The sequence below is a fragment of the Stenotrophomonas sp. FBCC-B152 genome, from assembly GCF_059134105.1.
This window is the reverse complement of the sequence record NZ_CP101442.1, coordinates 1,791,002-1,812,449: the sequence shown is the minus strand read 5'-3', so window position 1 is coordinate 1,812,449 and position 21,448 is coordinate 1,791,002. Positions and strand designations below refer to the sequence as shown.

The window sequence follows — 21,448 nt, the reverse complement described above, 5'->3', positions numbered from 1 at the left end:
CGCGTAACTAGTCAGCCGTAAATACGGCTTGACTTGATATTATATAGTACGTAAATACGTAGTACGTACTACGGTACGAAATTCTCAGGAGGCGGACATGGCACGCGGCGGGCTCTACAAGTCGGAAATCAAGAAGGCGCGGGACAGCCTGTTGGCGCAAGGCATCAATCCTTCTCTCGATGCGATTCGTATCGCCTTGGGCAACACGGGCTCCAAGACGACCATCCATCGCTACCTCAAGGAATTGGAGGCGGAGGAAGGCCAGGGTGTCGGGGCGACGGTGGCGGTCAGCGATGCGCTGCAGGACCTGATCGGCCGGCTCGCAGCACGCCTGCACGAAGAAGCCGAGACTGCGATTACCGAGGCTCGGGAGCAGTTCCAGGCACAAATGCGGGAGCGCGAAGCCGCGCTGGAGAGCCAACGGCAGGAGGCGGCCGCGCTGAGCACCCAACTGCAACGCACCGAAACCGCCCTGCAGGCCGAAACCGAGGCGCGCGCGCAGGGGCAGCAGGCCCTCACTGAGGCGAACACCACGGTGCGCCAGCTGGAGGAGCGCGTCGCCGGGCTGACGACGCGCGTGGTCGAGCACGAGGCGCACGCCCGCTCGCTGGAGGAGAAGCACCAGCACGCACGCCAGGCGCTGGAGCACTACCGCACCTCCGTCAAGGAGCAGCGCGAACAGGAGCAGCGCCGGCACGAGCAGCAGGTGCAGGAACTGCAAGTCGCATTGCGCCAGGCCAACGAAGCGCTGACCGCCAAGAACCACGAGCTGCTGCAGCTCAATCGCGACAACGGCCAGTGGCTGGAGCGCCACGGGCGTCTGGAGCGCGAACTGGCGCAGGCCAAGCACACCGCGGAGGCACAGCAACGGGAACTGGATGCGTTGCGACTGACCGCGACCGAGCACCAGGCCCTGCAGACACGATGGGCCGAGGACGTACGAACGCTGGACAGCGTACGCATCGAACTCACCGACGCCCGCGCCGAAACCACCCGGGAGCGGGAGCGCCGCGAGCAAGCCGAAGCCAATGCGCTGCGCGCTGGCGTGCGCCAGGAAACGCTGGAACAGTTGCTGGCACAATTCCGCCCCGAGCACGCCAACGACAGCGCGGCCGATGCGATCTCATCCCGTGAGAAGGCCGCCCCTTAGCCTCATCGCGTTGAACGTCCGGAGACTCACATGAGCAAACTTGATGATGCCATCGCGGGGCTGGCGCCGCGCGGGAGGCTTACCACGCCCGTTGTCTTATGGTGTGGCAAGAACTGCAAGCCGCCGAGCCGGCCGCTGCGAAAGTGCCGCACAAGGCCTTCAAGCTTTACGAGCCGGGCTACTTCCATATGGACGTCAAGTACTTGCCGCAGATGGCCGATGAGCGTCGCCGACGCTATCTGTTTGTCGCCATTGATCGGGCCACGCGTTGGGTGTTCGTGGCGATCAAGAGCGACAAGAGCGCCGCCAGTGCCCACAGCTTCTTGCAGGCGCTGCACCAGGCCAGCCCGATCAAGATCGTCAACTGTTGACCGACAACGGCAAGGAGTTCACCGATCGCCTGTTCGCCACGCGCGAGCGTCAGCCCAGTGGCCATCACGAGTTCGACCGGCTGTGCCGGGCCTTGGGCATCGAGCACCGCCTGACCAAGCCCAGGACGCCGAAAACCAATGGCATGGTCGAGCGCTTCAATGGCCGCATCAGCGACGTGCTCAACACCCACCACTTCCATGGCGCCGACGACCTGGAGCACACCCTGTTACGTTACGTGGCCTTGTACAACCACCAGTTGCCGCAGTCCGTGTTGAAAAGCAAGACACCGATCCAGTCCATGAAGGATTGGTACAAGTCCCATCCGATGCTCTTCAACAAACGGCCTTATGATCGTGCGGGATGCGACAAGTAGCATCCTCTCGGGTGATCGTACGGGGTTTGCCGGCGTGCGGGCTATGCGGCACCCTTGGCAGCCAGTACGTCGAGCTTGTGGATTTCCGGGTCCTTCGCGAATAGATCCGGTGCTTGTTCCATCAGGGCTTCGGCGACCTTGCCGGATAAATGGGCGTCTCGACCGGCGTCGTCATCAAAGGTGTCGAAGATGCCAAACGTCGACGCCCCCAATTTTACGGCGTACCAGGTCGCGGTGCCGGGTTCCTGCTGAACCAGTTCAAGGCCGCTGTTGAGAAACGCCTCGACCTCGGCTTCCTTGCCGGGTTTGGCTTCGAGTGGGACCCATAGTGCTTTGCTTACCATGTCGGTTCTCCTTGGGGTTGGATGGACGCGGCCCGGGCAGCTTCAGCACTGACCCGGTCCGGTGCTGCGGTTTCGCTCTTCCTGTGACAATCTGGAACAAGACGCCGAGAATGGCTACTCCGCATACCGCCACCACATCACTTTGCATTGGTTAGACAGCTCAACTCTCGCCGAGAATGCTATGCAGGTACTGCACGGCGATCGAGCCCTCGCCGACGGCCGAAGCCACGCGCTTGACGCTGCCGGAACGCACGTCGCCAACCGCGAAGACCCCAGGCCGGTCGGTCTCCATCAGAAAGGGCCTCCGGTCACGGGCCCAGCCCGCATGGCTCAGATCTTCCGAGGCCAGATCGCCGCCGGTCTTGATAAAGCCTGCGTCGTCGAGCGCCAGGCACCCGCCCAACCACCCCGTATTCGGGGTCGCGCCGATCATCACGAACAGGTGGCGTATAGGCCTCTCCTCGGTCTCACCCGTTTGGTTGTTCCGCCAGAGCAGGCTCTCCAACGCACCATTGCCGATCAGGCCAGCGACCTCCGTATGCCGATGAAGCGTTATGTTGTCTGACGGCTCGATTCGGTTGATCAGATACGACGACATGCTGTCGGCCAATCCTTGCCCGCGCACGAGCATGTGGACGTGCCGGGCACGGTTCGAGAGAAACACCGCCGCCTGACCGGCGGAGTTACCACCGCCCACCACCGCCACCTCCTCATCCTCGCACAGCGAGGCCTCCACATGGGTCGCGCCATAATAGATGCCGGCGCCCTGGCAATCGTGTTCGTTGTCGAGACCGAGGCGCCGGTACTCGGCGCCGCTGGCGATGACGACGGTGCGGGTCTTGATCGCCTCGCCGTCGTCGAGTCCCAGGGTGAACGGTCGCTGGCGGCAATCGAGCGAGCACGCGCTGCGCGGTGTCACCACGTCGGCGCCGAACTTCTGCGCCTGGGTCAGCCCGCGCCCGGCCAGCGCCTGGCCCGATATACCCGTGGGGAAGCCCAGATAATTCTCGATCTTCGAACTGGTGCCCGCTTGGCCGCCCGGCGCGGTGCCCTCGATGACGATCACGCGCACACCTTCCGAGGCGGCATACACCGCGGCCGCCAGGCCAGCCGGCCCGCCACCCACCACGGCCACATCGTAGACCTCCACCGCCTCGCGCGGCTCCGACAGCCCCAGGCAGTCGGCGATCGCGCGCGGCGACGGCCGCTTCATCAGCTCGCCGCGGCAGACGACGGCCGGCAGGTCCGCGCGCGCAATGCCGAGCTCGCGCAGGAACGTCTCGGCGCTCGCGTCGCTGTCCACGTCGACATAGCGATAGGGGTGGCCGTTTCCCGTCAGGAAACTTCTGATGGGCAAGGCGCCGCCCGTGTGGCTTGAGCCGACCACGATGACATTGCCCTGCTGATTTTCGATCAGTGCGGTGCGGCGCAGGATGAACGCGCGCGTTACCACCTCGGCGATATCGGCATGCCGCGCGATCAGCCTCCAGAATCCCTCGCGAGCGATGAACAGCATCTGGCCTGCCTCGATCACGGTCCCGCGCACCAGGCTGCGCCGGTTGGAGAACATATCGATCTCGCCGGAAAACTCACCCGGCCCGTGCGCGGTGATCTCCTGTTCGCCCTCCCAGCCCAAGTGGGAGATGCGCAACTTCCCGCTCAGAACCACAATAAACTCGGCGTGCTGCTCGCCGACATCGAACAACACCTCGTGCGCCTCCACGTCATGCACCGTCCCGAAGGCCCGAACGGCCTCGAGCTGCGCCTGGGTCAGCGTCGGAAACGCTTGCGCGCGGCGGCGGGTCCAAGGGTCGGTCGAGTTGGTCATATGATTGCGCGGGAGGTTTTCCAGCAACGTATGTTAGCTATATGGTCGTGATGAGGTTGAAGCTGGTCGTGAGGTCAGTCAACGTCTTCGTCACTCCAGCGCGGCAGGTCCCACGCGATCGCATGAAACCACTGGGCGGCTCTCCCTCGGTCCAGGCTAGTGCCACTTTCAACGGTCGGCGCCAAGTCGGCCATGAACGCCTGCAGGACCGCTGCCGGGGCAGCGCCGTGGCCTTCACAGTACTCGGCGAAGTCAGGCGGCACCGGGATGGTGAGAAGGGGATAGCGGTCGCGCTCCATGCCAGTCCTGGAACTTATTGCGTACGAGTGAGCATAACAGCGCCCCCAAAATTCGAACGGCAGTCATCGACGATCGATGCGCCGGCGGCGTGCGGATGTGCCAAGTGTTGACACACCTACATATGCGGGCAGTCCGACATGGGTGTCAACACCCCCGAGCACGCCACGGAACGGGTCGTGGTCCTGATGCCCCCCAAGCAAAAGGCCAACGCCAGCCGCCGCGCGAAAGCGGCGCGGCTGTCGCTGGGCGATTTCATCCGCCGGCAGATTTTCGGCGATGAGGAGCTCTTATCGGCTGTGGTGGCTCAACTTGAGGAGTCGACCGCCACAGCAACCGCCGCGCTCGACAGCGCGACGGTTTGTCTGGCCGATGCGCGGGCGCTCCAACCCGAATGCGAGGCGCAGGCACGCGCGAGCGCGCGAGCCGAGTTCGCCGATGTCGACCCCGAGGCGTTCGCCGAGCTGGTCGCCGGCGCGCCGGGATCGCGGGTGCACCCGAGGGCGGGCCAATGAACGCCTTATCGGTGGTGGCATAAACCGAACCCGCATGATTCGTGAAAAGAAGATCCCGGAACCCGAGGGATATCCCTTGTTTGGCTGGACATCGACCACTGTCAAAGCCCATCTGCAGGCGCAGCCGCCGGGAGTAGGTGACGCCATGATCATCTACAACGCGCATGGCGGGTTTCATGCGTACCCGCTGGCGACGGTGGTCAACCCATCCGCCGGCCGGCAAAAGCGCTCGTGCTCTCCAAGGCCGGCAGTTCGGGAGGCACCGCGTTTTACCGCAGCGGAATCAACGCGTTCATGCCCAAAGGTCGCACCTGCATGATCCCGCCCGTGCCCGCGCTTTTGAAACACCTTACCTCGGAGTGCGACGTGGTTCTGGATATGCCGCTCAATGCGCAAGAACCGATTCGATAAGGGAAATCATTTACAGATTCAGCCTGTTAGGTAACTTTTGGCTGTTTTTCGCACGAATCCCTGCCGACCCTCCTATGGGGCGCTCGGCACTTGACCTTGCGGCAGCTTCCAGCATTCGAGCCGCCGGATTCGTTTCGGCCGCACCGGCCTGATAGTAGCCGATGACACTGACCACCGATCGGTGATCGGTCATTGCCATAATGGCTGGCAGGGCAATTCCTTGCCTAGCACCTTCCGTTACGAAACCCGATCGTAGGCTGTGACCGCCAAAGCTCCCCACCAATCCGGCAGCGCGGGCGCGATTCTGGATGATGGTGGCCACCGACTTGGGTGACAAGCCGGCCCCAACTTTCCCGCGTGTCAATTGGCGGAAGAGGGCACCCTCCTGCAGTCCAGCCGCTTCGATCCAGGTGCGAAGCGCTTCGGCCGGTGGACCTAACAAGGGCTTGTCCGGCGAGCCGCCTGCTTTGACGCCCTCCTGAAGCGTTTTGCCGACGTCCAGGTGGTAGAGGTAGCCGCCGTCGATCGGCGCAAGCTTGCTCAAGACGGCATGGGCCGTCTCGCTCCGACGGCGCCCACCACTGGCGAAGGCGAAGTAGAGCAGGGCACGATCACGTTTCCCAACAAGATCGTCCTCACAGGTCGCAATCATCGCCATCAATTCGGTCGCAGTGATCGCCGTCTTCTTGCTCGGCCGCTCGCCGCGCTTATGTGCGGCGCGACGGCCCTTGGCCAGCAGCTGCCGAACCTCGCTGCTTTCGCAGGGATTGGCCAGCTTGAGCAATTGATGGGCGCTGGAGAGCACCGCAACGCGGTGGACGATGGTCGACAGCTTGAGCGGTCCTTGGCGCTGCTTGAATTTGCCTTCCACCAAAAGCGCATCCAGTGTCGGCGGCAGCTCCCAGGTCAGGGCATCGCCTGAGCGCCGGGCCAGATGATCGATGATGAACTGGATCACGCAAGACGCGTCGACCGGCATGGCGATGACCGCTCCGTAGCGGCCTTGGTACCAGGCCGCCCAGTAGCGCAAGGCGGTGGCGTAACTGCGCGTGGTGTTGGCCGAGGCCGCTTCGGCGAAGACTTCGCGCACCGCGTCCGCCGAGGACTGCGAGAGCTGCGCCACAGTCGGATTGGCAGGAGCCGCGGTGGTCAGAGCTGGAAGAAGGTCGCTCATAAGTGGTTGAAAGTAGGGATTAAAAATAGCCTGAGTTCCGATAAATATATCTTATCGGAACCGTATATGTCGCACTTACTAAGATCACGGAGACACGTTCGGTGTCAGTCTCGAAGGATCGAAATGGCCGTCTATGTTGTCACCTGGAATTTGAACCGAGAAGCCAACTACGACGCAAAGAGGACTGCGTTCCTCAAGCACCTGGAGCGCTACCAGAACGTAGCAGATCCTGATCTGGAGTCGGTCCGCTGGGTGTCCGGGGATATGAGCGCTCACGATCTATCTGCCGATCTTCAACAGAAGCTCGATAAGAATGACGGGATTTTTGTATCCCAGCTTGTCCGTGGCGAGTACCAAGGCTACCTCAGCAAGGCGACATGGGAATGGATCAGTCAGCGCCTTGACTGACACCGCCGAAGTCCAAGGGGTTCTGACGTGGTTGGGGCTCGGGGACCGCGACACCGGAGCCAGCAAGTGAATTGTTCGCTTGGACTCTTCAAAATTGGAGGGTCCAAGCCGCTGAGCTAGCTCAGAAATGAAGCCGACGGTCATAGCCGTCTCCCAAATTAGATGCTCTCGAAAGCGCGTGGCTGCAACGCCTTGGCAACATCATTGGAGATGCAACAGATTCGCGACGCACCATTGGTGATGCACCAAGATCACAGCGAGTCATTGGGACTGCACGTAGCTCAGCGCATCAATTGCTACAAGTTGCCGCGCAAGCTGCCCCAAATTCGCAGCGCTCAACACCGGGGCCGGCTGGATGGGCTGGGTCCTTGGCACTGCCCACCGGGCACACCTGCATCTTACATAATATACAGAATATGCGCAGTCGGAGCGCGCAAAGCATTGATTTCACTGGGTTTTGCGTTCGCGACGCCGGGAAGGCTCACGCACACCAGCGCGACCACCGCAGCGGCCGCGCTCACCCTGTCCAAGATCATTCGCCACAGTGCACGCTCCGTTGCAGACGTGGCCCTTTCGGCGTGAATCATCGCCATCCATGTCGCGCCATCGACCTTGCCCAGGGCACATATCTGCGCAATCCGCTCGTCTGACAGCGGGGTATCGCCCTTTCGCCACCGGGAAATCAGCGACCGGGTGACGCCGATCCTTTCGGCCAATGCGATGTCAGAGCCGAGAATTAAGCGGTTTTTCACGTTGTCAAGTAGTTCGTTAACGGCGGACATGGCGGCTCCTGTTGATCGATCAGTTGACACGTGTTTCGCGATCAGTTTACATCGGCCCCGTTGAGCGATCACTCAACACCCGCCAGTCGCTCCCCCTAGGGTGCTGGCGGGCCTTCTAGGGGCTGGGGGCAGGGGTAGGGGATGGACGCATACATGTTCGCTGTCGGCACGCTGGGGTTCCTTTCCGTGTTCGTCGGCCTCGCTCGCCTTGGCGTGTGGCTCATTGCCCGCCGCGAGCGCGACGCCACCTCCGCCATTCGTGACGCATCGTTTGTCGCCCGTGCATCTGCCGAGGTGCGCCGTGGCTGATTCCGCTCGACTGATGCTTGCTTGTCGCCCTTCGAATGAGGGCTTTTCCCCGGTATCGGCCGGTGAAAAGGGGCAGGGAGCAGCGCAGATTGGCCCGGGGAGTAACACGGGCCAAAAGGGTCAGCAAACCGCCATCATCGACTACCTGACCCTTGTGATGCCCGCTTCCTCTCTTGAGGATTTCCGCTGTTCGAACGTTGAAGTCCTGCTGCACAAGCTTTTCGGCTTCCGTGGCGAAGTGGTCGCCGGGGCCATCCGTGAGAAGAACTGGAATTTCTATCCCCTGTCCGCCGTCCTCAAGGACCGCGAAGGCGAGCTGGTTGGTCGCATCGGTATGGGCGGCAACCGCGAAACGGTGTGCGTCAGCATCACCGGCGCTGGCTGCAAATGGGTCAAAGATTGGCGTATCACGTTTAACGCTGCATCGCAGCTCAACGCCAAGATCAGTCGCGTTGACTGCGCGCACGATGACTTTGAAGGCAAGCGCCTGGACGTGCACGCGCTGCGCCAAGTAGCTGCGGAAGGTGGTTTTGCCGAAGGCGGTTGCCCGCCTCGCCACCGCTTCATGTCGGATGAAGGCCACGGCACCGGCAACACGCTGTACGTCGGCGGCAAGGGCCACAAAGAGCTGTGCGTCTACGAGAAGGGCAAGCAGCTCGGTTTGTCTTCCTCGCCGTGGGTGCGCGCAGAGGTTCGGCTTTACGGCAAGCACGTTGAGGTGCCGCTTGAGGTGTTGCTTGACCCCGGCGCCTACCTCCGTGGCGCATATAGCGTCCTGCGCGATCTGATCAAGGGTGTGTGCAGCAGGTTGCGCACCATCCGCAAGCAAGTGGACGTATCGGTCGAAGCCGGTATCGAGTGGGCACACCGACAGGTCGGCCCCTTCCTCAATGTACTTCGTGGCGCGTTCGGTCCTTCGTGGCCCGACGTAGCCGAAGCCCGCATCCTCCGAGACGGTCACCCCGGAAGGTTTCGCGGTATCGCCAAGGGTGACGCACTCCACAAACATGTGAGGGAAGGACTATGCCAATTTGCCGTGTGAAATCCGCCGTTGTCGATGAAGAGCGGAACCAGAAAGCTGGAACCATCATGCGTTCCCAGATGGTCGGCCTCGACCTGGGCAATGGGTTCGAACTGCCGTTCCGTGTGGGCCTCGGGCAGCGCCCGGCTTACACCCCGGGTGAGTACGACATTGATCCCAAGTCGTTCGCTCTTGGCCAGTACGGCGACCTGACGCTCAAGCGTTACGTCGATCTCGTCCCGCTCGGCGGCAAGCCTGCTCCTGCCGCCCCGAAGCTCTGACCATGCGTCTGATGCTGTTCATGGCGCATCCGTACGAGGTCCTCATGTGGGGCTTCGTAATCGGCGCTCTCTCGACAGCATCGGCGCTCCTTCTTTTCATGCACGTCAAGTCCAACGGTAAGCACTGATGAACATGGGACCAACCCTGTACCTCGCCTGCGACGCACAGGACTACGACGTGTCAACCGGGCAGTGCGCCCAACCCTATTACGCCATGCCGCCCAGCTTCGTTCCCTACCTGAGCTTTACGGACGGAGCAATGATTGCCGGTGCCATTGCCGGTATCTGGGCGGTTGGTGTAGTCGCACGTGTGTTGATCCGGACTGCGGATTACGCGCGTTAACCGCTGTATCAAACCACCAACTGAGAGAGAGAAATCCAATGAACAAGAACACCAACACCATCCCGCAGCGCTTCCGTTCCTCCTTCGGCGCTGGCCGCGCCCGCATCGCTGCTGCCGGTACCGCCGTGGCCGGTATGGCCGCGTCGGGCATCGCCTCCGCCCAGGACGGCCTCGGCGCTGCCGCTCTGGCGGAAGTGCAGGGTATCCGTGGCGACGTGGTCGCCGTGCTGTCGGCACTGGTCGTGGTGGTCTTCGCGCTGGTCGCGTGGTCCTACCTGAAGAAGGCTCGCTGAGCCATTCGGGGTGCCTCCGGGCACCCCTTTTTACTGGGGGACACATGGACGGCTACTGGGTGATCATCGCGTTCCTTGGAGCGCTCTGGCTTGGATTCAGCAAGGTATGAACGCCGCCGAGTCAATCTCTCCGCTGGCGTCATGGCGGCTTTCTGTCGCCATGCTTATCGCGCTCCTCATCGGCGTCTTTGCGCTTCCCGAGGCTGCGTCCGCCCAGTCCTATCGCTGCACAAGTAGCAGCCCCCGCGTGTGCGATCAGGGCGAAGCTAACGCAGAGGCATGGTCTTATGCCAGGTCCATCATTCCCTCCAATCCCTCGTACAACGTTCCGTGCGTGAAAGACACCGGCACGAACGAAAAGGCAATTGTTGCCAGCGCCAACATTACAGGCTGCGGCTCAGAGAACCCCAGTCGGGGTACGCGCACGTTCTACTACGGCGCAATGTGTAGTCAGCGCCTCGACGGCGAGGCCGGGATGATCAACGGCACCCTCTATTCCGGTGGCGTCTGCAACAAAGGTTGCAAGATGAATCCAAACCTTGACCCCGGCACCAACTTTACTCTCAGGGAGTCAAGCAACCCGAATTCAATTTCCATCCGTAGCGGTACGTGGAAGGCTTCCGGCGACGTGTGCGACAGCGAACTACCCAAGCAGCCGGACAAGAAGGATGAGTTCTGCCATACGACCAGCGCCGGTCACACAGTGTGCAAGTCAAAAGACAAAACATGCGTCTCCACCGCATCCGGATTCCGTACGTGCGCGAGCGATACCGCAAACAAGACTGGCCACACCGCGACGAATAACGCGCGCACCGAGGGCATCGGCATTGGTTCGCCTAACACTCCGCCGAACCCGCCTTCAAACCGGCCCGGAGAGAACTGGCAGCAGTCAGGCGGCGGCAGCAACATCACGAATAACAACACCAACAACACCACGAACAACAACACCTACAACAACACTGGCAGTCCTAACGGAAATCAGCCTGTTCCCGGCGACGGCTCGGGGCCTGGACAAGGTGGAAGCAACGGTGGTGCAGATGGTGGTGGCGACGGAGAGGGGGAGGGCGATGGCGATGGCGAAGGTCACGGCGAGATCGGCGGTGACGGCCAGTGCGGCGGTTCCTTCACGTGCACAGGTGGTGATCCCGTTCTCTGCTCCATCGCCCAGCAGACGTATCAGGCGCGATGTGAGGCTGAGGGTAGATGGGGTGCGGGCGAGGGCATAGGGTCGTTTCCCGGCGACGGTGACGGCGGTGCCGGCGAAGATCCGGACCCCAAGAAGACCATCACCAACGCAACTCCCAGCCTCAACATGATCGATAAGGGTGGCTTCTTCGGCGGCGGCAGCTGCCCCACGTTCCAAGTTGCCAGCACCAAGTATGGCTCTTTCAATTTCAACGAAAGCGGGTTCTGCGACCTACTGCCCATAGCGCGGGCGTGCTTTCTATTCTTCGGCGCTTTTCTGGCGCTCGGAATCCTGATGGGGTGGGGGACTAAAGACTGATGTTTGAGAAGATCACATCGACGCTGGTGGGCTTTGCCGGGCACCTTCTTGGAGGCCTTAAAGTCGCTGCGAGTTTCATTTTTGCGCGCGTTCTCGCTGCGTGCGGCCTGACCTTCGTCAACTATCAATACGTCCTGCCGTCAATTAAGAGCTGGATCGTTGAGCAGTCTGGCGGCATGCCCACCATGGTGCGCGAGATGGCCGGTGCAATGGGTGTGGACGTGTTTATGACCATGATCGCGTCGGCATTGGTCGCGAAGGTTGGCATGCGCGTGTTCCTTGCTGGCGTCACGCAGCTGCAAGACATGATTACGGACGCCGGGGGCTGACATGTTTTACCAATACACCGGCCAGCCAGGACACGGTAAAACCGTGCTTGCCATCGAGTTCGCGCTCGAAATGAAGGAGAAGGCCGACCGGCTTCATGCTGAGGATCCTTCAAAGCACCCGGTACGCGAGCTGTATGTGTGCAACGTTCGCGACTTCAATCACGGCACCTGCGGTGCATTGGACCTCACGCCCGAAGAGCTGCGGAACTGGCACAGCGATCCGCGTTTCGATCACGCCATCATCTTGGTCGATGAGGCGTATGAGCATGGCATGTTCCCGCGACGCCCCCCGGGTCGCCCTGTCCCTGATCACGTCCAGCTCGTTGCCAAGCATCGGCATCGCGGCATTGATTTCGTGATGATTTGCCAGTCGCCTAAAAAGCAGATGGACGACTTCCTGCATGACCTTATCGAAGAGCACTATCACATTCGCAGGCGCTATGGCATGCCGTTCGTGCATATCAAGCGCTGGGACCGTTACGAGCCGAATCCTGACAAGGCCGACCCACTCACCACCAAGCGCCGTGGCTATCCCAAGCAGATTTTTAAGCTCTACACGTCCACCAAGTACGACACCAGTGAAAAGCGTATTCCGTGGTTCTATTGGGCTGCGCTTGGGCTGGTCCTCGCGTTCTGCGTGGTTGGCCCGCTCGCGTGGAATCGTATCGCCACACGTTTCAGCGGAGACACCCCGGCAGCGAAAGAGCCGGAGCGGATGCGAGCTGATGGAGCGCCAGCGACAGCGGCGAAGCCAGCCGCGCAGGCGACAACGCGTGATCGCGGCACGACGGACGAATACGTGGCAAGTCTGATGCCGCGCGTGCCTGGACAACCATGGTCAGCTCCCATCTATGACGGCCTGAGCGTGCCCGGGGATCCACCGCGCCTTTTCTGCATGGCCACGGCCCCCGGCGATGATGGCGACGGCGTTTTTCGGCAGGCGTCGTGTTCGTGTATTACGGAGCAGGGCACCCGCTACGCGATGCAGTTCGCCGAATGCAACGCCATCGCGCTCAATGGCCAGTATGAGCCATTCCTCAAGCGCGAGCAGAAGGGCATGCAGGGGCAGGGCGCTCAAGCTGCACAGCCGCCGCCGCAGGCTCTGGCCACCCATGGTGAGCGCCTCGGTGGCTCTGTGATAGCCTCATCCGACCGTTCGGTGGGCAGCTTCCCCGAATCGGCGCAGAATCGCATTTCCAACTAGGGTCAGTGGCCATGGAAAAGTTCGCAATGACGCATGACGGTGCAGCGCTGCTGCTGGGCCTAATCGTGGCTGTCGCGGTCTTTGGGATCGTGTCCGCAGAAATCGAAATGGCATGGGAGCGCTGGAAGAAGCGCAGCCGCCCCGGGGTGTAGGGGCATCGCCCCTACGGTCAACGCCTCACACGCGCACGCGAGGCATCTGCCCACATTCCGCCTGGACAGCAGGCGTCGGTGCGGCGCGGGGACCGGGATCACCCACGGCAAGCCGCTTCTCGTATGACCGCCTCATGTAGTCTCTCAGGTTGACCACGGCCGCACGTCGCCCTGCAGGAATCTCGCTTGCGTTAGCCCTAGTGCCGCAAGGCTTTCCATGTCGGTCCTTGGGTGCATAGCCGCGGCGTGTGTCCGCCATCATGGTTCGCCATTCCTGCGCGATCGCGGCTGTGAGCGACAGCCAAGCCAGATCCTCGGGCAGCAGTTCTCGGCCTTCGGGTGTGACCAGTCGGCCACCCTTGAATGAAAAACCGGCCCAAGGGCCGGTCAACTTGCGATCACGCATGGGCGAAGGTCCGTCTCAGCTGGGGAGACTGAGGGACAGGCAAGATCCGGGCCAAGCCCCGCCGCGCCGCCGTGAACATAATATACATTATGCGAAATGTGGTGGTTTGGAAGATGCTGGCCATGAGGCCCCCATTGACGAAGCAGGTAAATCTGTTACCAAGCGCCATGTAAATCTGTTACTTGTTCGGCAATGACTGCTTGTGGCCTGATAAGGCGCTATAGATTGGCCATCTATTAAGGGTCAGTCGTCTGCGTCGTTCCCGGCGTCATATCCCACAAGCTTGCTCTCAGCGTCTCCAGGTCGGCTGCTCGTTGGTCAAGCTCGCGTTCCCTGGCGACCAGCTTCTCTAAAAGGTTGCCGGATCTTTCAAGCACATATCGAAAGAGCTCACCAATGTCTTGGTGAGGATCCGTCTTCAGCTGGGCCGTCATTGCCTCTAGACAAGATGCCACCTCACAGGCGCTCTCCTTCGCCATCAAGCTGGCGGGACCCGCTGAGGCTCTAAGAGACATCGCGGCACGCCCAAATTCTCGGAACCAGGAGTCAATGCCCCGGGATAGAGTTGGCCCAGAGCCCTTCCCGCCAAGCGCCCGCCTGACGTTAGCTTGGGTCGGCGGTAAGCCATCTCTCAAAAGCTGCTCGACAGCCAAATAGACGTCTTCGTTGCTGATAGGTCTAGCCACGATCACACCGTAAGACCGCACTTGAGCCTTGATTCTGCGCCTTTGCTTCTGATCTGCAAGTGTCATTGCGCATTCAGAAGTTCAAGTGTGGGCGGATGGCCCTCCCCGCCCGGCTTGACGCCAGCCTTACGGCCTGAAGAGTTCCCGTCGTTGATGCAGCCATCCCGCCCGCACTTTGCAGCCATAGCGCCCGCACGCCTGATCGGTCGATAGCAATTTTGATCGCCCAGAAAGCGGAAAAATGCGTCAGAATTCGCGCTGGGCTTGTAGACGCAGAGGCGAAGTAAGGCCCGCAGTAGCGCGTGCCGGTGGCTTGCTGCCGCATTCTCCCGCGAGGTATCCAATGAATTTCCTGGAAACGTTGTCCACCTTCCAACAGATGACTCTGTTCGCCGCAATCATCATTGTGTGGGCGGTAGCGATGACCGTGGGCGCTGTCATTGTTGCGCATCGACAGAACTTACGATTTCAGGGGCGCAAACGTCAGAAACGCCGGTTCTCTAATGGGCGCAATTATTGACACTTCGCCCAATCGTGCCTGCGCCTGGTGCGGCAGGAGCATGTGACTACGAGCAATGCAGCCATATCGCCCGCAGTAGTCGCTCATCCCAAATGATGGTGATTCATGGACATCTTGAACTCACTGACACTGTTCCAGCAAATGTCGATAGTTGCATTCATTTTTCTTGCCATTATCGCGTCTACGACAGCGACCGCGCTTTGGATCGCGTACCGTCACAATAGGAAATTTGACGAGATAGCGAGGCGTCGCCGGGCTCTGCGGACAACTCCAAGTAGCGTTCGTCGGGTGTGGGATCCTTCCGGTCTGCGGGCCACTTGGCAACTAGACCATGCCAAGCAATTGCCGGAGGAAACACCTGCATCTGCTGCAGCCCGGGCTGCCCTGTCAGCGAGTTGGCTGGATGCCACCGCGTTTGCGGATCTGCTGAGATTGCATGACCGCAATGGTCAGGCACTTTCCCGGCTGATGGCATCTGGCAGAGTTATCGGAGTCTGGCTCCCAGAGAAGGGAGCGTTTTTCTATCCAGCATGGCAGTTGACGCCTTCTAATGAGCCAGCACCAGTGCTTACTGAACTGCTTTCGCTTCTTCGCGGTCCATATGGAGTGGCAGAAGGCGGGCGGACATCGGGCTGGGAAGAGGTCGAGTGGTTGATGGCACCAGATTCACTACTGGGCGGTCGTTCGCCATCGACGATGCTGGCCACCAGCCCAGACCTTGTTCTTGACGTCGCCAGACAGCACTTCTCGTCTTGGAGTGCTAGCGCACGTTGGTAAGGTTCACGCTCGAAGCGTCCTAGCCCGCATCTGCGGGCCGAAGGATTCTCTCGGTATCTCGACCCGCCTCCCCCGCGTGGGCGATGTGATTGGGGTGAGTCATCCGCACACTGGTCGGATGAATGCCTTGAAGCCTGGGCCGGCAGCAGATTGCTGCTGCCGGATAAGAGCGGTGTGGGAAGTCGATTCTTCCCGGGATGCAGTTAGGACGAACTCAGGCGTTCGGGATGCAGTGCCGTGTCGCCTACCACCGACGAATGAAGCTGTGCTGTTGCGTGCTGCGAATGCAGCCATCGTGCCCGCACACTTCAGATATGTTGCGTCCGCAGCTGCCCTACCCTCATGTACCAGGAGCATCTCCGGGCTGGTTGAGCGAATCGCAATGCCTGGTGGCGGGCAACTCAATTGCGGCTGCTCGAGGTTGATTGCGGGAGCCCTTCAGCTTTGCGAGTTCGATTGCCGTCGAGAATGCGAACAATGTTGCACACATGACGATCAGGTACTGAGCAACACGCCAGGCCTTTTGCCATGCTGATAGGCCGCTCAAGTCGAGCCGATTCCGAAAGTAGACGACTACGCCGCATACCCCCATCCACACGCCGAGCGTAATGCACGTGATCGCGCCGGCCGCGCGAGTCAACGAACCGAGTTCGCTCGCGGCGACCACGTAAGATGCCGTGCACATGCCCGTTCCAAGCGACAGCACCTTCAGTAGTTCGATCTGATCCTTGAAGTTTGCGAAGGCCCGCTCGTTCCGCATTGCTGCATCTTGTGGCGCCCTCGGTTGTTCCGAATTCTGCTTGCTTGCTGCTGGTCCGATCGCCTTCTCTTTGGCCATGAGTGCATCTGCCTCTGATGGTTGAACAGTCACGTATCGGCGGGTGCGTCGTTGACTTGAGGCGGAACTCAACGCGATGGCTAACGTTTCATCCCGGAACGGTCCACGTCGTTTCCCTCGGATGTGATGCATCCCCCGGAGGGCATGCATCGCGACAGGGCAACTAGCGTTTCTGCGGGATCCTTGCCAGGATCTCTTCGGTCGAGTAGATCGCATGAGCATAGGTCGGGCCATTGACCGCGATCGCGTTGTGTTGCGCTTCCAGCGAGTACGCTGCCATTGCATCGGAGACCAGGGTGACATTGAACCCCTGCTCCGCACCGTACTTGCCTGTGGTTTCAATACACGTATTGGCAATCATCCCGATCAGGATGATGTTGCTCAAACCTCGCTGATTGAGTTGCATCGCCAGATCAGTGTTTGCGAACCCGCTCTGGTAGAAATGCTCGCTGACGACCAGATCACCTTCTTGCGGACCAAAGTACGGGTGGAATGTGCCGCCCCATGACCCCTTCGCAAAGAGCTGTTTGTCATTCGCCCTGATCTGGGAGTGAGTCGGGCTCTTCCACTGCCCCATCGTTCTACGCGCCAGCATGATCCGGCCAGACTCGCGACCGTTCGGTCGCCCCTCCCCTACCCCTTTTCGAGGTGGACCACGTGCGCATTGCTCCGCTACTGGATCGTCGCTGCCGCTAGCCGCTGGTTGTGGCGAACATCATGATGCTGTTGGCCATCACCTTGCATGATGCGGATCACATCCGCCAAGCTGCAAACTGGTGTTACACGATTACCGCGACGTTGTGGATCATCAACATCGCGGTCTATCTTCCAAGCCTGGCTGCATTGGCGCTAAGTCTCCGCCATCACCGCTTCGCGCCCCTCGCGACTTCAACCAGTGCACTGCTGATCGCCTTCCTGTTTGCGAAGGTGCACCTCTGGAAGCCGACATTCAACGCCTGGGGCATCTGGAACAAGACCTTCTTTGCGCTTGGGGCGGACTGGATCTCCTGGTCCGTGCTGACGCTGTTGGTCCTTGTTGGCGTGGGTGTGGCGATGACGGGCATGGGCAATGGGGCTGAGCAGTGCGGAGCGCCGGACTCACTGAAGTGGCGGCGCTGCGCTGGATCCAATGCAGCCATCGGTCCCGCAGGATTTAGCCATCTTGCCCGCAATGGCGTTCCAAGGTGACGTGTACTGACTGTTCTGCCCGTATCCTGGTCTGCGGCATTGGATGAGGTACCTGGCAGCGCTGTCGCTGTTTCAGCAGTGCTGTTTCATTCTGGCTGTCGTCGTATTCTCCAAGGGGGCAATTCCGGTAGGTTGCCCGCACAGCCCCGCTGAATTGCCTGCATCCGGCGCCCTGCCATCATCCGTGCTGCCTTTTGCACTTTCCCGACTCACCGAGTCTCTGCCCATAGTTCCGTGCGTTACGCCGCCCTCCTCGGTCTTGCAATGAGTACGCTATGCCCTGCTGGCGCGATGAGGTGAGCGGGCAGGCACAACAGGAGGGTTGATGAGCGAGCCAGGAATCGCGGTCCTGGCCGATTCTTTCGCTGATTATGGCTGGGCGGGTTCGCTACCGCAGGCACGGCTCTCGAATGCTCGTGCATTCGGGAGCTGGCCATTAACGACGCAACGAGGTCAGCGTCCAGCGGTAGTCATCGCGGAGCTGCTCGGCCAACGGCGCGTCCATGATCTGGCTGTACGCAAGAACGCGCCAGTCCTGCTCGACCTCGTGCTCGGCCCGCATGCGCGCCGCCCACGCCCGGTCCGGCACCACTACCCCTGCGCACGACTGATCGAAGTGCAGCTGCTCCGTCTGCAGGCGCCATTCGCGCTCCCAGGTAAAATCGATCGGCGGATCACGGTCCGGCTCATAGGTCATGTGTCGCCAGGCGTGGCTGGCAGGGAGGTCGTGAAATTCGGCGGCCGGCTGATAGATCACCGGGCGTGCGCCCTGTTCGAAAAGCCAACGTGAGGGTTGGCAGGGAATCGTTACGAACACGGCCAGATCTTCGCTAACCGATTGATGGATCGGTGAATTCTACCCTCGGCCGCCCTTGCAGGGTCGGACTGACGGGCCAACTAAGGCTGTACCTCTGCGCCAATTGAGTTTTTGCTTTTCTCTGTTCAATTCCGTCCTTGGCTATGTGATTTCGCTTGCCAGCGTCGTGTTCGTCTTGGCCAAGATGCCTTCCCGTCGCTCCAAATCAGATTCCCAGGCGTGTAGGACTATGAACAGTTGGTCGAGGGTTAGCCCAATTCTCTCAAATGCACTCGGCAGATTTGCAAGAACATTTCCTTGGGCATCTGGCTCCCCCAAGCTCTTAAGAGCTGCAATGACATCAGCAAGAGCCATGTCGGCAACTGAGCTCGGCCGACCTGCCAGCAATGCTGCTCGTTCTGCAAACCACGCGGCTACGAACCGGCTTAGTGTTGGCCCACTGCCGCGGCCTCCTAGGGCTGCGCGGACATTCAAATGATGAGGTGGCTTTCCGTTGGCGAGAAGCGACTCGATCGCTGCAAAAGCCTCGCCTTTCGTGACTGAGTCAGGCATGTGCGGGTACCAAAGGTGGCATGCAGTCCAATTGTGCGCCCCTAAGCCGAGCTAGCAAGCCCTCAGTGCGTATTCAGATGGCTACATGCTGCTCGCCGAGGCTGCAAGAGATGGCAGAGCCCGGGGGTATCACTTGATAGTTCTCCAATGCAGCCATGCTGCCCGCACTTTCTGGCAATCATGCAGTGTGTGGCCAGGCAGTAGGAGGTGCTGGGCCCAACAGCTAGGGTTAGAATTCTTGAAAACACCTCAGGTTGCGACCTGCAGTGAGCTGCGTCGCGCACTGGCTCTGGACCGGCCAGACTTCCGTAGACATTCATGAGCCGCCTTGCGCGTAGCGCCGTTCAAACTCTACAGGGGCCAGGTTGCCAGCGGAACCGTGGCGTCGGATTGGGTTGTAAAACATCTCGATGTAATTGAATACATCCGAGCGCGCCTCGTCCCGGGTCGGGTAGATCCGTCGCTTGATCCGCTCCTTCTTCAGTGCACTGAAAAAGCTCTCAGCCACCGCATTGTCATGGCAGTTTCCACGCCGACTCATGCTTGGAACCATGCCATTCTGCTTCAGCAACGATAGCCAGTCGCTGCTCGTGAACTGGCTGCCTTGGTCAGAGTGGATGATCAGGCCCGCAGCAGGCTTTCGCTTCCACACCGCCGATACCAGTGCCTGCAGCACAAGGTCGGTGGTCATCTGGGACTGCATCGCCCAGCCAACCACTTGCCGTGAGTAAAGGTCGACGATCACTGCCAGGAAAGTCCAGCCCTCGTAGGTGCGGATGTATGTTATGTCAGTGACCCACACCTTGTTTGGTGCAGCGGGCGAAAAGTCGCGATTGACGACGTTTTCAACCATCCCAGGCGGACCGCCTCGATGGCGCGGCTTGGTGCCGTAGCCAATTTCTGCCCTTATGCCCTCTGCCTTCATCAGACGTCGAACACGATGGCGGCTGCAACGTTCACCGGCCTCACGAAGTTCCCGGGTGATCTTGCGGTAGCCGTACACCGTCCCGCTTGCCAACCACGCGTGCTTGATAAGGCCGCGCAGACGATCATCCTCACGACGACGCGGCCTGCCCGAATTGCCCGCCCATGCGTAGTAGCCACTGCGGTTAACCCCAAGCACTCGACACATGGCCGTCAGCCTGAACTCGCCCAAGTGCTCACGCATGAAAGCGTACTTCGCCGTCATCCCTTGGCGAAGTACGCCGCGGCTTTTTTTGGGTATCCGGATTTTAGTGTGGGAAGACCGCACTAGCCCTTCTTGTCTGACAGCTCTCGTTCGGTAGGTTTCTGGTATCGCAAGGCTTACGCGCTTTTAGCCTTCAGTGTGGGCTTTGTCTGGCGCATGTCGGTGCAAGGAAACAATCAGTGGCAGGTCACCTTGCCCCCGGCTCGAACTGGGGTTTGAGGCGCAGTGGAACGGAAAACCGGGTTAAGCCACGCGCCTAGCTCCCGTGCAGAGAATCGATCAGCGGGCACGACACAGTGCCTCGCTGCGCATGGCACTCGTTGACCAACCGTGACAGCACCGCTTCGATTCGCGTCAGGTCCGCCATCTTGGTGCGCACGTCGGTGAGCTGGAGCGCAGCCAGCTCGGCGGCTTCGCTGCAGTGAGTGCCGTCCTCAAGCTGTAGGAGTTGGCCGACTTCGTCCAGGTTGAACCCCAGCCGCTGGGCGGATTTCACGAAACGCACCCGCGCCACGTCCGCCGATCCGTAGCGGCGAATACTGCCGACGGGCCGACCTGGTTCTGGCAATAACCCCTTGCGCTGATAGAACCGGATGGTCTCCACGTTGACCCCAGCGGCCTTGGCGAAAGCCCCGATGGTCAGTGTTTGCGGATCGTTCACCATCGCGCTTGACTCCGTACTTGACTACGGAAGTAACCTTAGCGCATCACGCAACGTCTCGGAAGGAGATCCCTCACATGGCAGACCCCAGCAACGGCCGCGGTGCACTGGCCGCCGGTGGCCTCGCCGCCATCCTCGCCTCGACCTGCTGCCTCGGTCCGCTGGTGCTGATCACGCTGGGTTTCTCCGGCGCCTGGATCGGCAACTTGACCGCGCTGGAACCGTACCGGCCGATCTTCATTGGCGTGGCGCTCGTGGCGCTGTTCTTCGCGTGGCGTCGCATCTTCCGGCCGGCTCGCGCCTGCGCGCCGGACGACGCATGCGCCGTGCCCCAGGTGCGGACGGCCTACAAGGTGATCTTCTGGATCTTCACCGCCCTGGTGCTGATCGCGCTCGTGTTCCCCTACCTCATGCCCCTGTTCTACTGAAAGGAGATTGCCATGAAGAAACTCGTCGCATTGCTCGCTCTGACCGTTGCCCTCAGCGCTCCCGCCTGGGCCGCCACCAAAACCGTCACGCTGTCGGTGCCGAGCATGACCTGCGCCACCTGTCCGATCACGGTCAAGAAGGCGCTGACCAAGGTCGAAGGCGTCATCGAGGCCAAGGTGACCTGGGAGCCCAAGGAGGCGGTGGTAACCTACGACGATGCCAAGACCACTCCGGCCGCGTTGACCAAAGCCACCGAGAACGCCGGCTACCCGTCTACCGTCAAGAAGTGAGCACA

General features: G+C 60.8%; 28 protein-coding genes and 1 pseudogene. 16 read left to right on the top strand and 13 right to left on the bottom strand.

Annotation, left to right across the window (positions count from 1 at the left end; translation table 11 throughout):
• Positions 1-97 precede the first annotated feature (97 nt).
• Positions 98-1,150, top strand: a complete 1,053-nt coding sequence (locus tag NMB40_RS08585; protein WP_102947322.1) for a DNA-binding protein — start codon at positions 98-100, stop codon at positions 1,148-1,150.
• Between the two features lie 143 nt (positions 1,151-1,293).
• A pseudogene (locus NMB40_RS08580) lies at positions 1,294-1,895 on the top strand (DDE-type integrase/transposase/recombinase); the annotation flags it as partial.
• A 41-nt stretch (positions 1,896-1,936) separates the two neighbouring features.
• On the opposite strand, the gene NMB40_RS08575 reads toward NMB40_RS08580, so the two are convergent.
• The 3 genes from NMB40_RS08575 to NMB40_RS08565 all read right to left on the bottom strand — a co-directional run bounded on the left by NMB40_RS08575 (position 1,937) and on the right by NMB40_RS08565 (position 4,366).
• Complete coding sequence (locus tag NMB40_RS08575; protein ID WP_102947323.1) at positions 1,937-2,239, bottom strand: putative quinol monooxygenase; 303 nt, start codon at positions 2,237-2,239, stop codon at positions 1,937-1,939.
• Positions 2,240-2,399: 160 nt separating this feature from the next.
• A complete protein-coding gene (locus NMB40_RS08570; RefSeq protein WP_102947324.1) occupies positions 2,400-4,067 on the bottom strand; it encodes a cyclic nucleotide-binding domain-containing thioredoxin-disulfide reductase in 1,668 nt (555 codons plus the stop codon).
• Positions 4,068-4,141: 74 nt separating this feature from the next.
• Entirely contained in the window at positions 4,142-4,366 is a 225-nt protein-coding gene (locus NMB40_RS08565) for a hypothetical protein (RefSeq protein ID WP_102947325.1), read from the bottom strand.
• Between the two features lie 138 nt (positions 4,367-4,504).
• On the opposite strand from NMB40_RS08565, the gene NMB40_RS08560 reads away from it, so the two are divergent.
• Both NMB40_RS08560 and NMB40_RS08555 read left to right on the top strand, forming a co-directional pair.
• A complete protein-coding gene (locus NMB40_RS08560; RefSeq protein ID WP_102947326.1) occupies positions 4,505-4,879 on the top strand; it encodes a hypothetical protein in 375 nt (124 codons plus the stop codon).
• A gap of 34 nt (positions 4,880-4,913) precedes the next feature.
• Positions 4,914-5,198, top strand: coding sequence for a hypothetical protein (locus tag NMB40_RS08555; protein WP_146033506.1), 285 nt, complete (start codon positions 4,914-4,916; stop codon positions 5,196-5,198).
• Between the two features lie 102 nt (positions 5,199-5,300).
• On the opposite strand, the gene NMB40_RS08550 is transcribed toward NMB40_RS08555, so the two are convergent.
• On the bottom strand, positions 5,301-6,464 hold the full coding sequence (locus NMB40_RS08550; RefSeq protein ID WP_494360696.1) for a site-specific integrase: 1,164 nt from the start codon (positions 6,462-6,464) through the stop codon (positions 5,301-5,303).
• 123 nt (positions 6,465-6,587) lie between these two features.
• Here NMB40_RS08550 and NMB40_RS08545 point away from each other — a divergent pair, with 123 nt between their 5' ends.
• Complete coding sequence (locus NMB40_RS08545) at positions 6,588-6,872, top strand: hypothetical protein (RefSeq protein WP_017354460.1); 285 nt, start codon at positions 6,588-6,590, stop codon at positions 6,870-6,872.
• 398 nt (positions 6,873-7,270) lie between these two features.
• On the opposite strand, the gene NMB40_RS08540 is transcribed toward NMB40_RS08545, so the two are convergent.
• On the bottom strand, positions 7,271-7,654 hold the full coding sequence (locus tag NMB40_RS08540) for a DUF3693 domain-containing protein (RefSeq protein ID WP_494360695.1): 384 nt from the start codon (positions 7,652-7,654) through the stop codon (positions 7,271-7,273).
• A gap of 153 nt (positions 7,655-7,807) precedes the next feature.
• Here NMB40_RS08540 and NMB40_RS08535 point away from each other — a divergent pair, with 153 nt between their 5' ends.
• From NMB40_RS08535 to NMB40_RS08500, 8 genes are all read left to right on the top strand, one after another.
• The gene (locus NMB40_RS08535) at positions 7,808-7,963 is read left to right on the top strand and encodes a hypothetical protein (RefSeq protein ID WP_494360694.1); all 156 of its coding nucleotides are present in this window, start codon (positions 7,808-7,810) and stop codon (positions 7,961-7,963) included.
• Positions 7,956-9,005 (top strand): replication initiation factor domain-containing protein, encoded by a 1,050-nt coding sequence (locus tag NMB40_RS08530; protein ID WP_494360693.1) that lies wholly within the window; start codon positions 7,956-7,958, stop codon positions 9,003-9,005. Before NMB40_RS08535 ends, NMB40_RS08530 begins: the two co-directional genes overlap by 8 nt.
• Positions 8,987-9,265: a single-stranded DNA-binding protein gene (locus tag NMB40_RS08525; RefSeq protein WP_494360692.1), complete on the top strand. Its 279-nt coding sequence runs from the start codon at positions 8,987-8,989 to the stop codon at positions 9,263-9,265. The genes NMB40_RS08530 and NMB40_RS08525 overlap by 19 nt, the downstream gene beginning before the upstream one ends.
• 381 nt (positions 9,266-9,646) lie before the next feature.
• A complete protein-coding gene (locus NMB40_RS08520; RefSeq protein WP_494360691.1) occupies positions 9,647-9,901 on the top strand; it encodes a hypothetical protein in 255 nt (84 codons plus the stop codon).
• Between the two features lie 106 nt (positions 9,902-10,007).
• Positions 10,008-11,405 carry a hypothetical protein gene (locus tag NMB40_RS08515; RefSeq protein ID WP_494360690.1) on the top strand — a complete coding sequence of 466 codons (1,398 nt, stop codon included), beginning with the start codon at positions 10,008-10,010 and terminating at the stop codon, positions 11,403-11,405.
• Positions 11,405-11,734, top strand: a complete 330-nt coding sequence (locus tag NMB40_RS08510; protein WP_494360689.1) for a DUF2523 family protein — start codon at positions 11,405-11,407, stop codon at positions 11,732-11,734. The genes NMB40_RS08515 and NMB40_RS08510 overlap by 1 nt, the downstream gene beginning before the upstream one ends.
• Before the next feature lies 1 nt (position 11,735).
• Positions 11,736-12,938, top strand: a complete 1,203-nt coding sequence (locus tag NMB40_RS08505; RefSeq protein ID WP_494360688.1) for a zonular occludens toxin domain-containing protein — start codon at positions 11,736-11,738, stop codon at positions 12,936-12,938.
• An 11-nt stretch (positions 12,939-12,949) separates the two neighbouring features.
• A complete protein-coding gene (locus NMB40_RS08500; RefSeq protein ID WP_494360687.1) occupies positions 12,950-13,090 on the top strand; it encodes a hypothetical protein in 141 nt (46 codons plus the stop codon).
• A 25-nt stretch (positions 13,091-13,115) separates the two neighbouring features.
• Here NMB40_RS08500 and NMB40_RS08495 read toward each other — a convergent pair whose 3' ends face one another.
• The 4 genes from NMB40_RS08495 to NMB40_RS08480 all read right to left on the bottom strand — a co-directional run bounded on the left by NMB40_RS08495 (position 13,116) and on the right by NMB40_RS08480 (position 16,912).
• Positions 13,116-13,496, bottom strand: a complete 381-nt coding sequence (locus tag NMB40_RS08495) for a DUF3653 domain-containing protein (protein WP_494360686.1) — start codon at positions 13,494-13,496, stop codon at positions 13,116-13,118.
• 236 nt (positions 13,497-13,732) lie between these two features.
• Complete coding sequence (locus tag NMB40_RS08490) at positions 13,733-14,248, bottom strand: DNA-binding protein (RefSeq protein WP_080047696.1); 516 nt, start codon at positions 14,246-14,248, stop codon at positions 13,733-13,735.
• Between the two features lie 1,571 nt (positions 14,249-15,819).
• A complete protein-coding gene (locus NMB40_RS08485) occupies positions 15,820-16,317 on the bottom strand; it encodes a hypothetical protein (RefSeq protein ID WP_012480183.1) in 498 nt (165 codons plus the stop codon).
• A 163-nt stretch (positions 16,318-16,480) separates the two neighbouring features.
• Positions 16,481-16,912, bottom strand: coding sequence for a cysteine hydrolase family protein (locus tag NMB40_RS08480; protein WP_012480184.1), 432 nt, complete (start codon positions 16,910-16,912; stop codon positions 16,481-16,483).
• Positions 16,913-17,034: 122 nt separating this feature from the next.
• Here NMB40_RS08480 and NMB40_RS08475 point away from each other — a divergent pair, with 122 nt between their 5' ends.
• Positions 17,035-17,505: a hypothetical protein gene (locus NMB40_RS08475; RefSeq protein ID WP_139103661.1), complete on the top strand. Its 471-nt coding sequence runs from the start codon at positions 17,035-17,037 to the stop codon at positions 17,503-17,505.
• A 436-nt stretch (positions 17,506-17,941) separates the two neighbouring features.
• Here the strand turns inward: NMB40_RS08475 and NMB40_RS08470 are convergent, their stop codons facing one another.
• From NMB40_RS08470 to merR, 4 genes are all read right to left on the bottom strand, one after another.
• Positions 17,942-18,322 (bottom strand): hypothetical protein, encoded by a 381-nt coding sequence (locus NMB40_RS08470; protein WP_012480186.1) that lies wholly within the window; start codon positions 18,320-18,322, stop codon positions 17,942-17,944.
• Positions 18,323-18,463: 141 nt separating this feature from the next.
• A complete protein-coding gene (locus NMB40_RS08465; protein WP_080047697.1) occupies positions 18,464-18,874 on the bottom strand; it encodes a DNA-binding protein in 411 nt (136 codons plus the stop codon).
• Between the two features lie 316 nt (positions 18,875-19,190).
• Complete coding sequence (locus NMB40_RS08460; RefSeq protein ID WP_371105641.1) at positions 19,191-20,126, bottom strand: IS3 family transposase; 936 nt, start codon at positions 20,124-20,126, stop codon at positions 19,191-19,193.
• A gap of 193 nt (positions 20,127-20,319) precedes the next feature.
• Positions 20,320-20,727, bottom strand: a complete 408-nt coding sequence (merR, locus tag NMB40_RS08455; protein WP_012480188.1) for a mercury resistance transcriptional regulator MerR — start codon at positions 20,725-20,727, stop codon at positions 20,320-20,322.
• A gap of 74 nt (positions 20,728-20,801) precedes the next feature.
• Between merR and merT the strand changes: the two genes are divergently transcribed.
• Together merT and merP are read left to right on the top strand one after the other, a co-directional pair.
• Positions 20,802-21,152: a mercuric ion transporter MerT gene (merT, locus tag NMB40_RS08450; RefSeq protein WP_012480189.1), complete on the top strand. Its 351-nt coding sequence runs from the start codon at positions 20,802-20,804 to the stop codon at positions 21,150-21,152.
• 12 nt (positions 21,153-21,164) lie between these two features.
• Complete coding sequence (merP, locus tag NMB40_RS08445; protein WP_012480190.1) at positions 21,165-21,443, top strand: mercury resistance system periplasmic binding protein MerP; 279 nt, start codon at positions 21,165-21,167, stop codon at positions 21,441-21,443.
• The last annotated feature ends 5 nt before the right edge of the window (positions 21,444-21,448 follow it).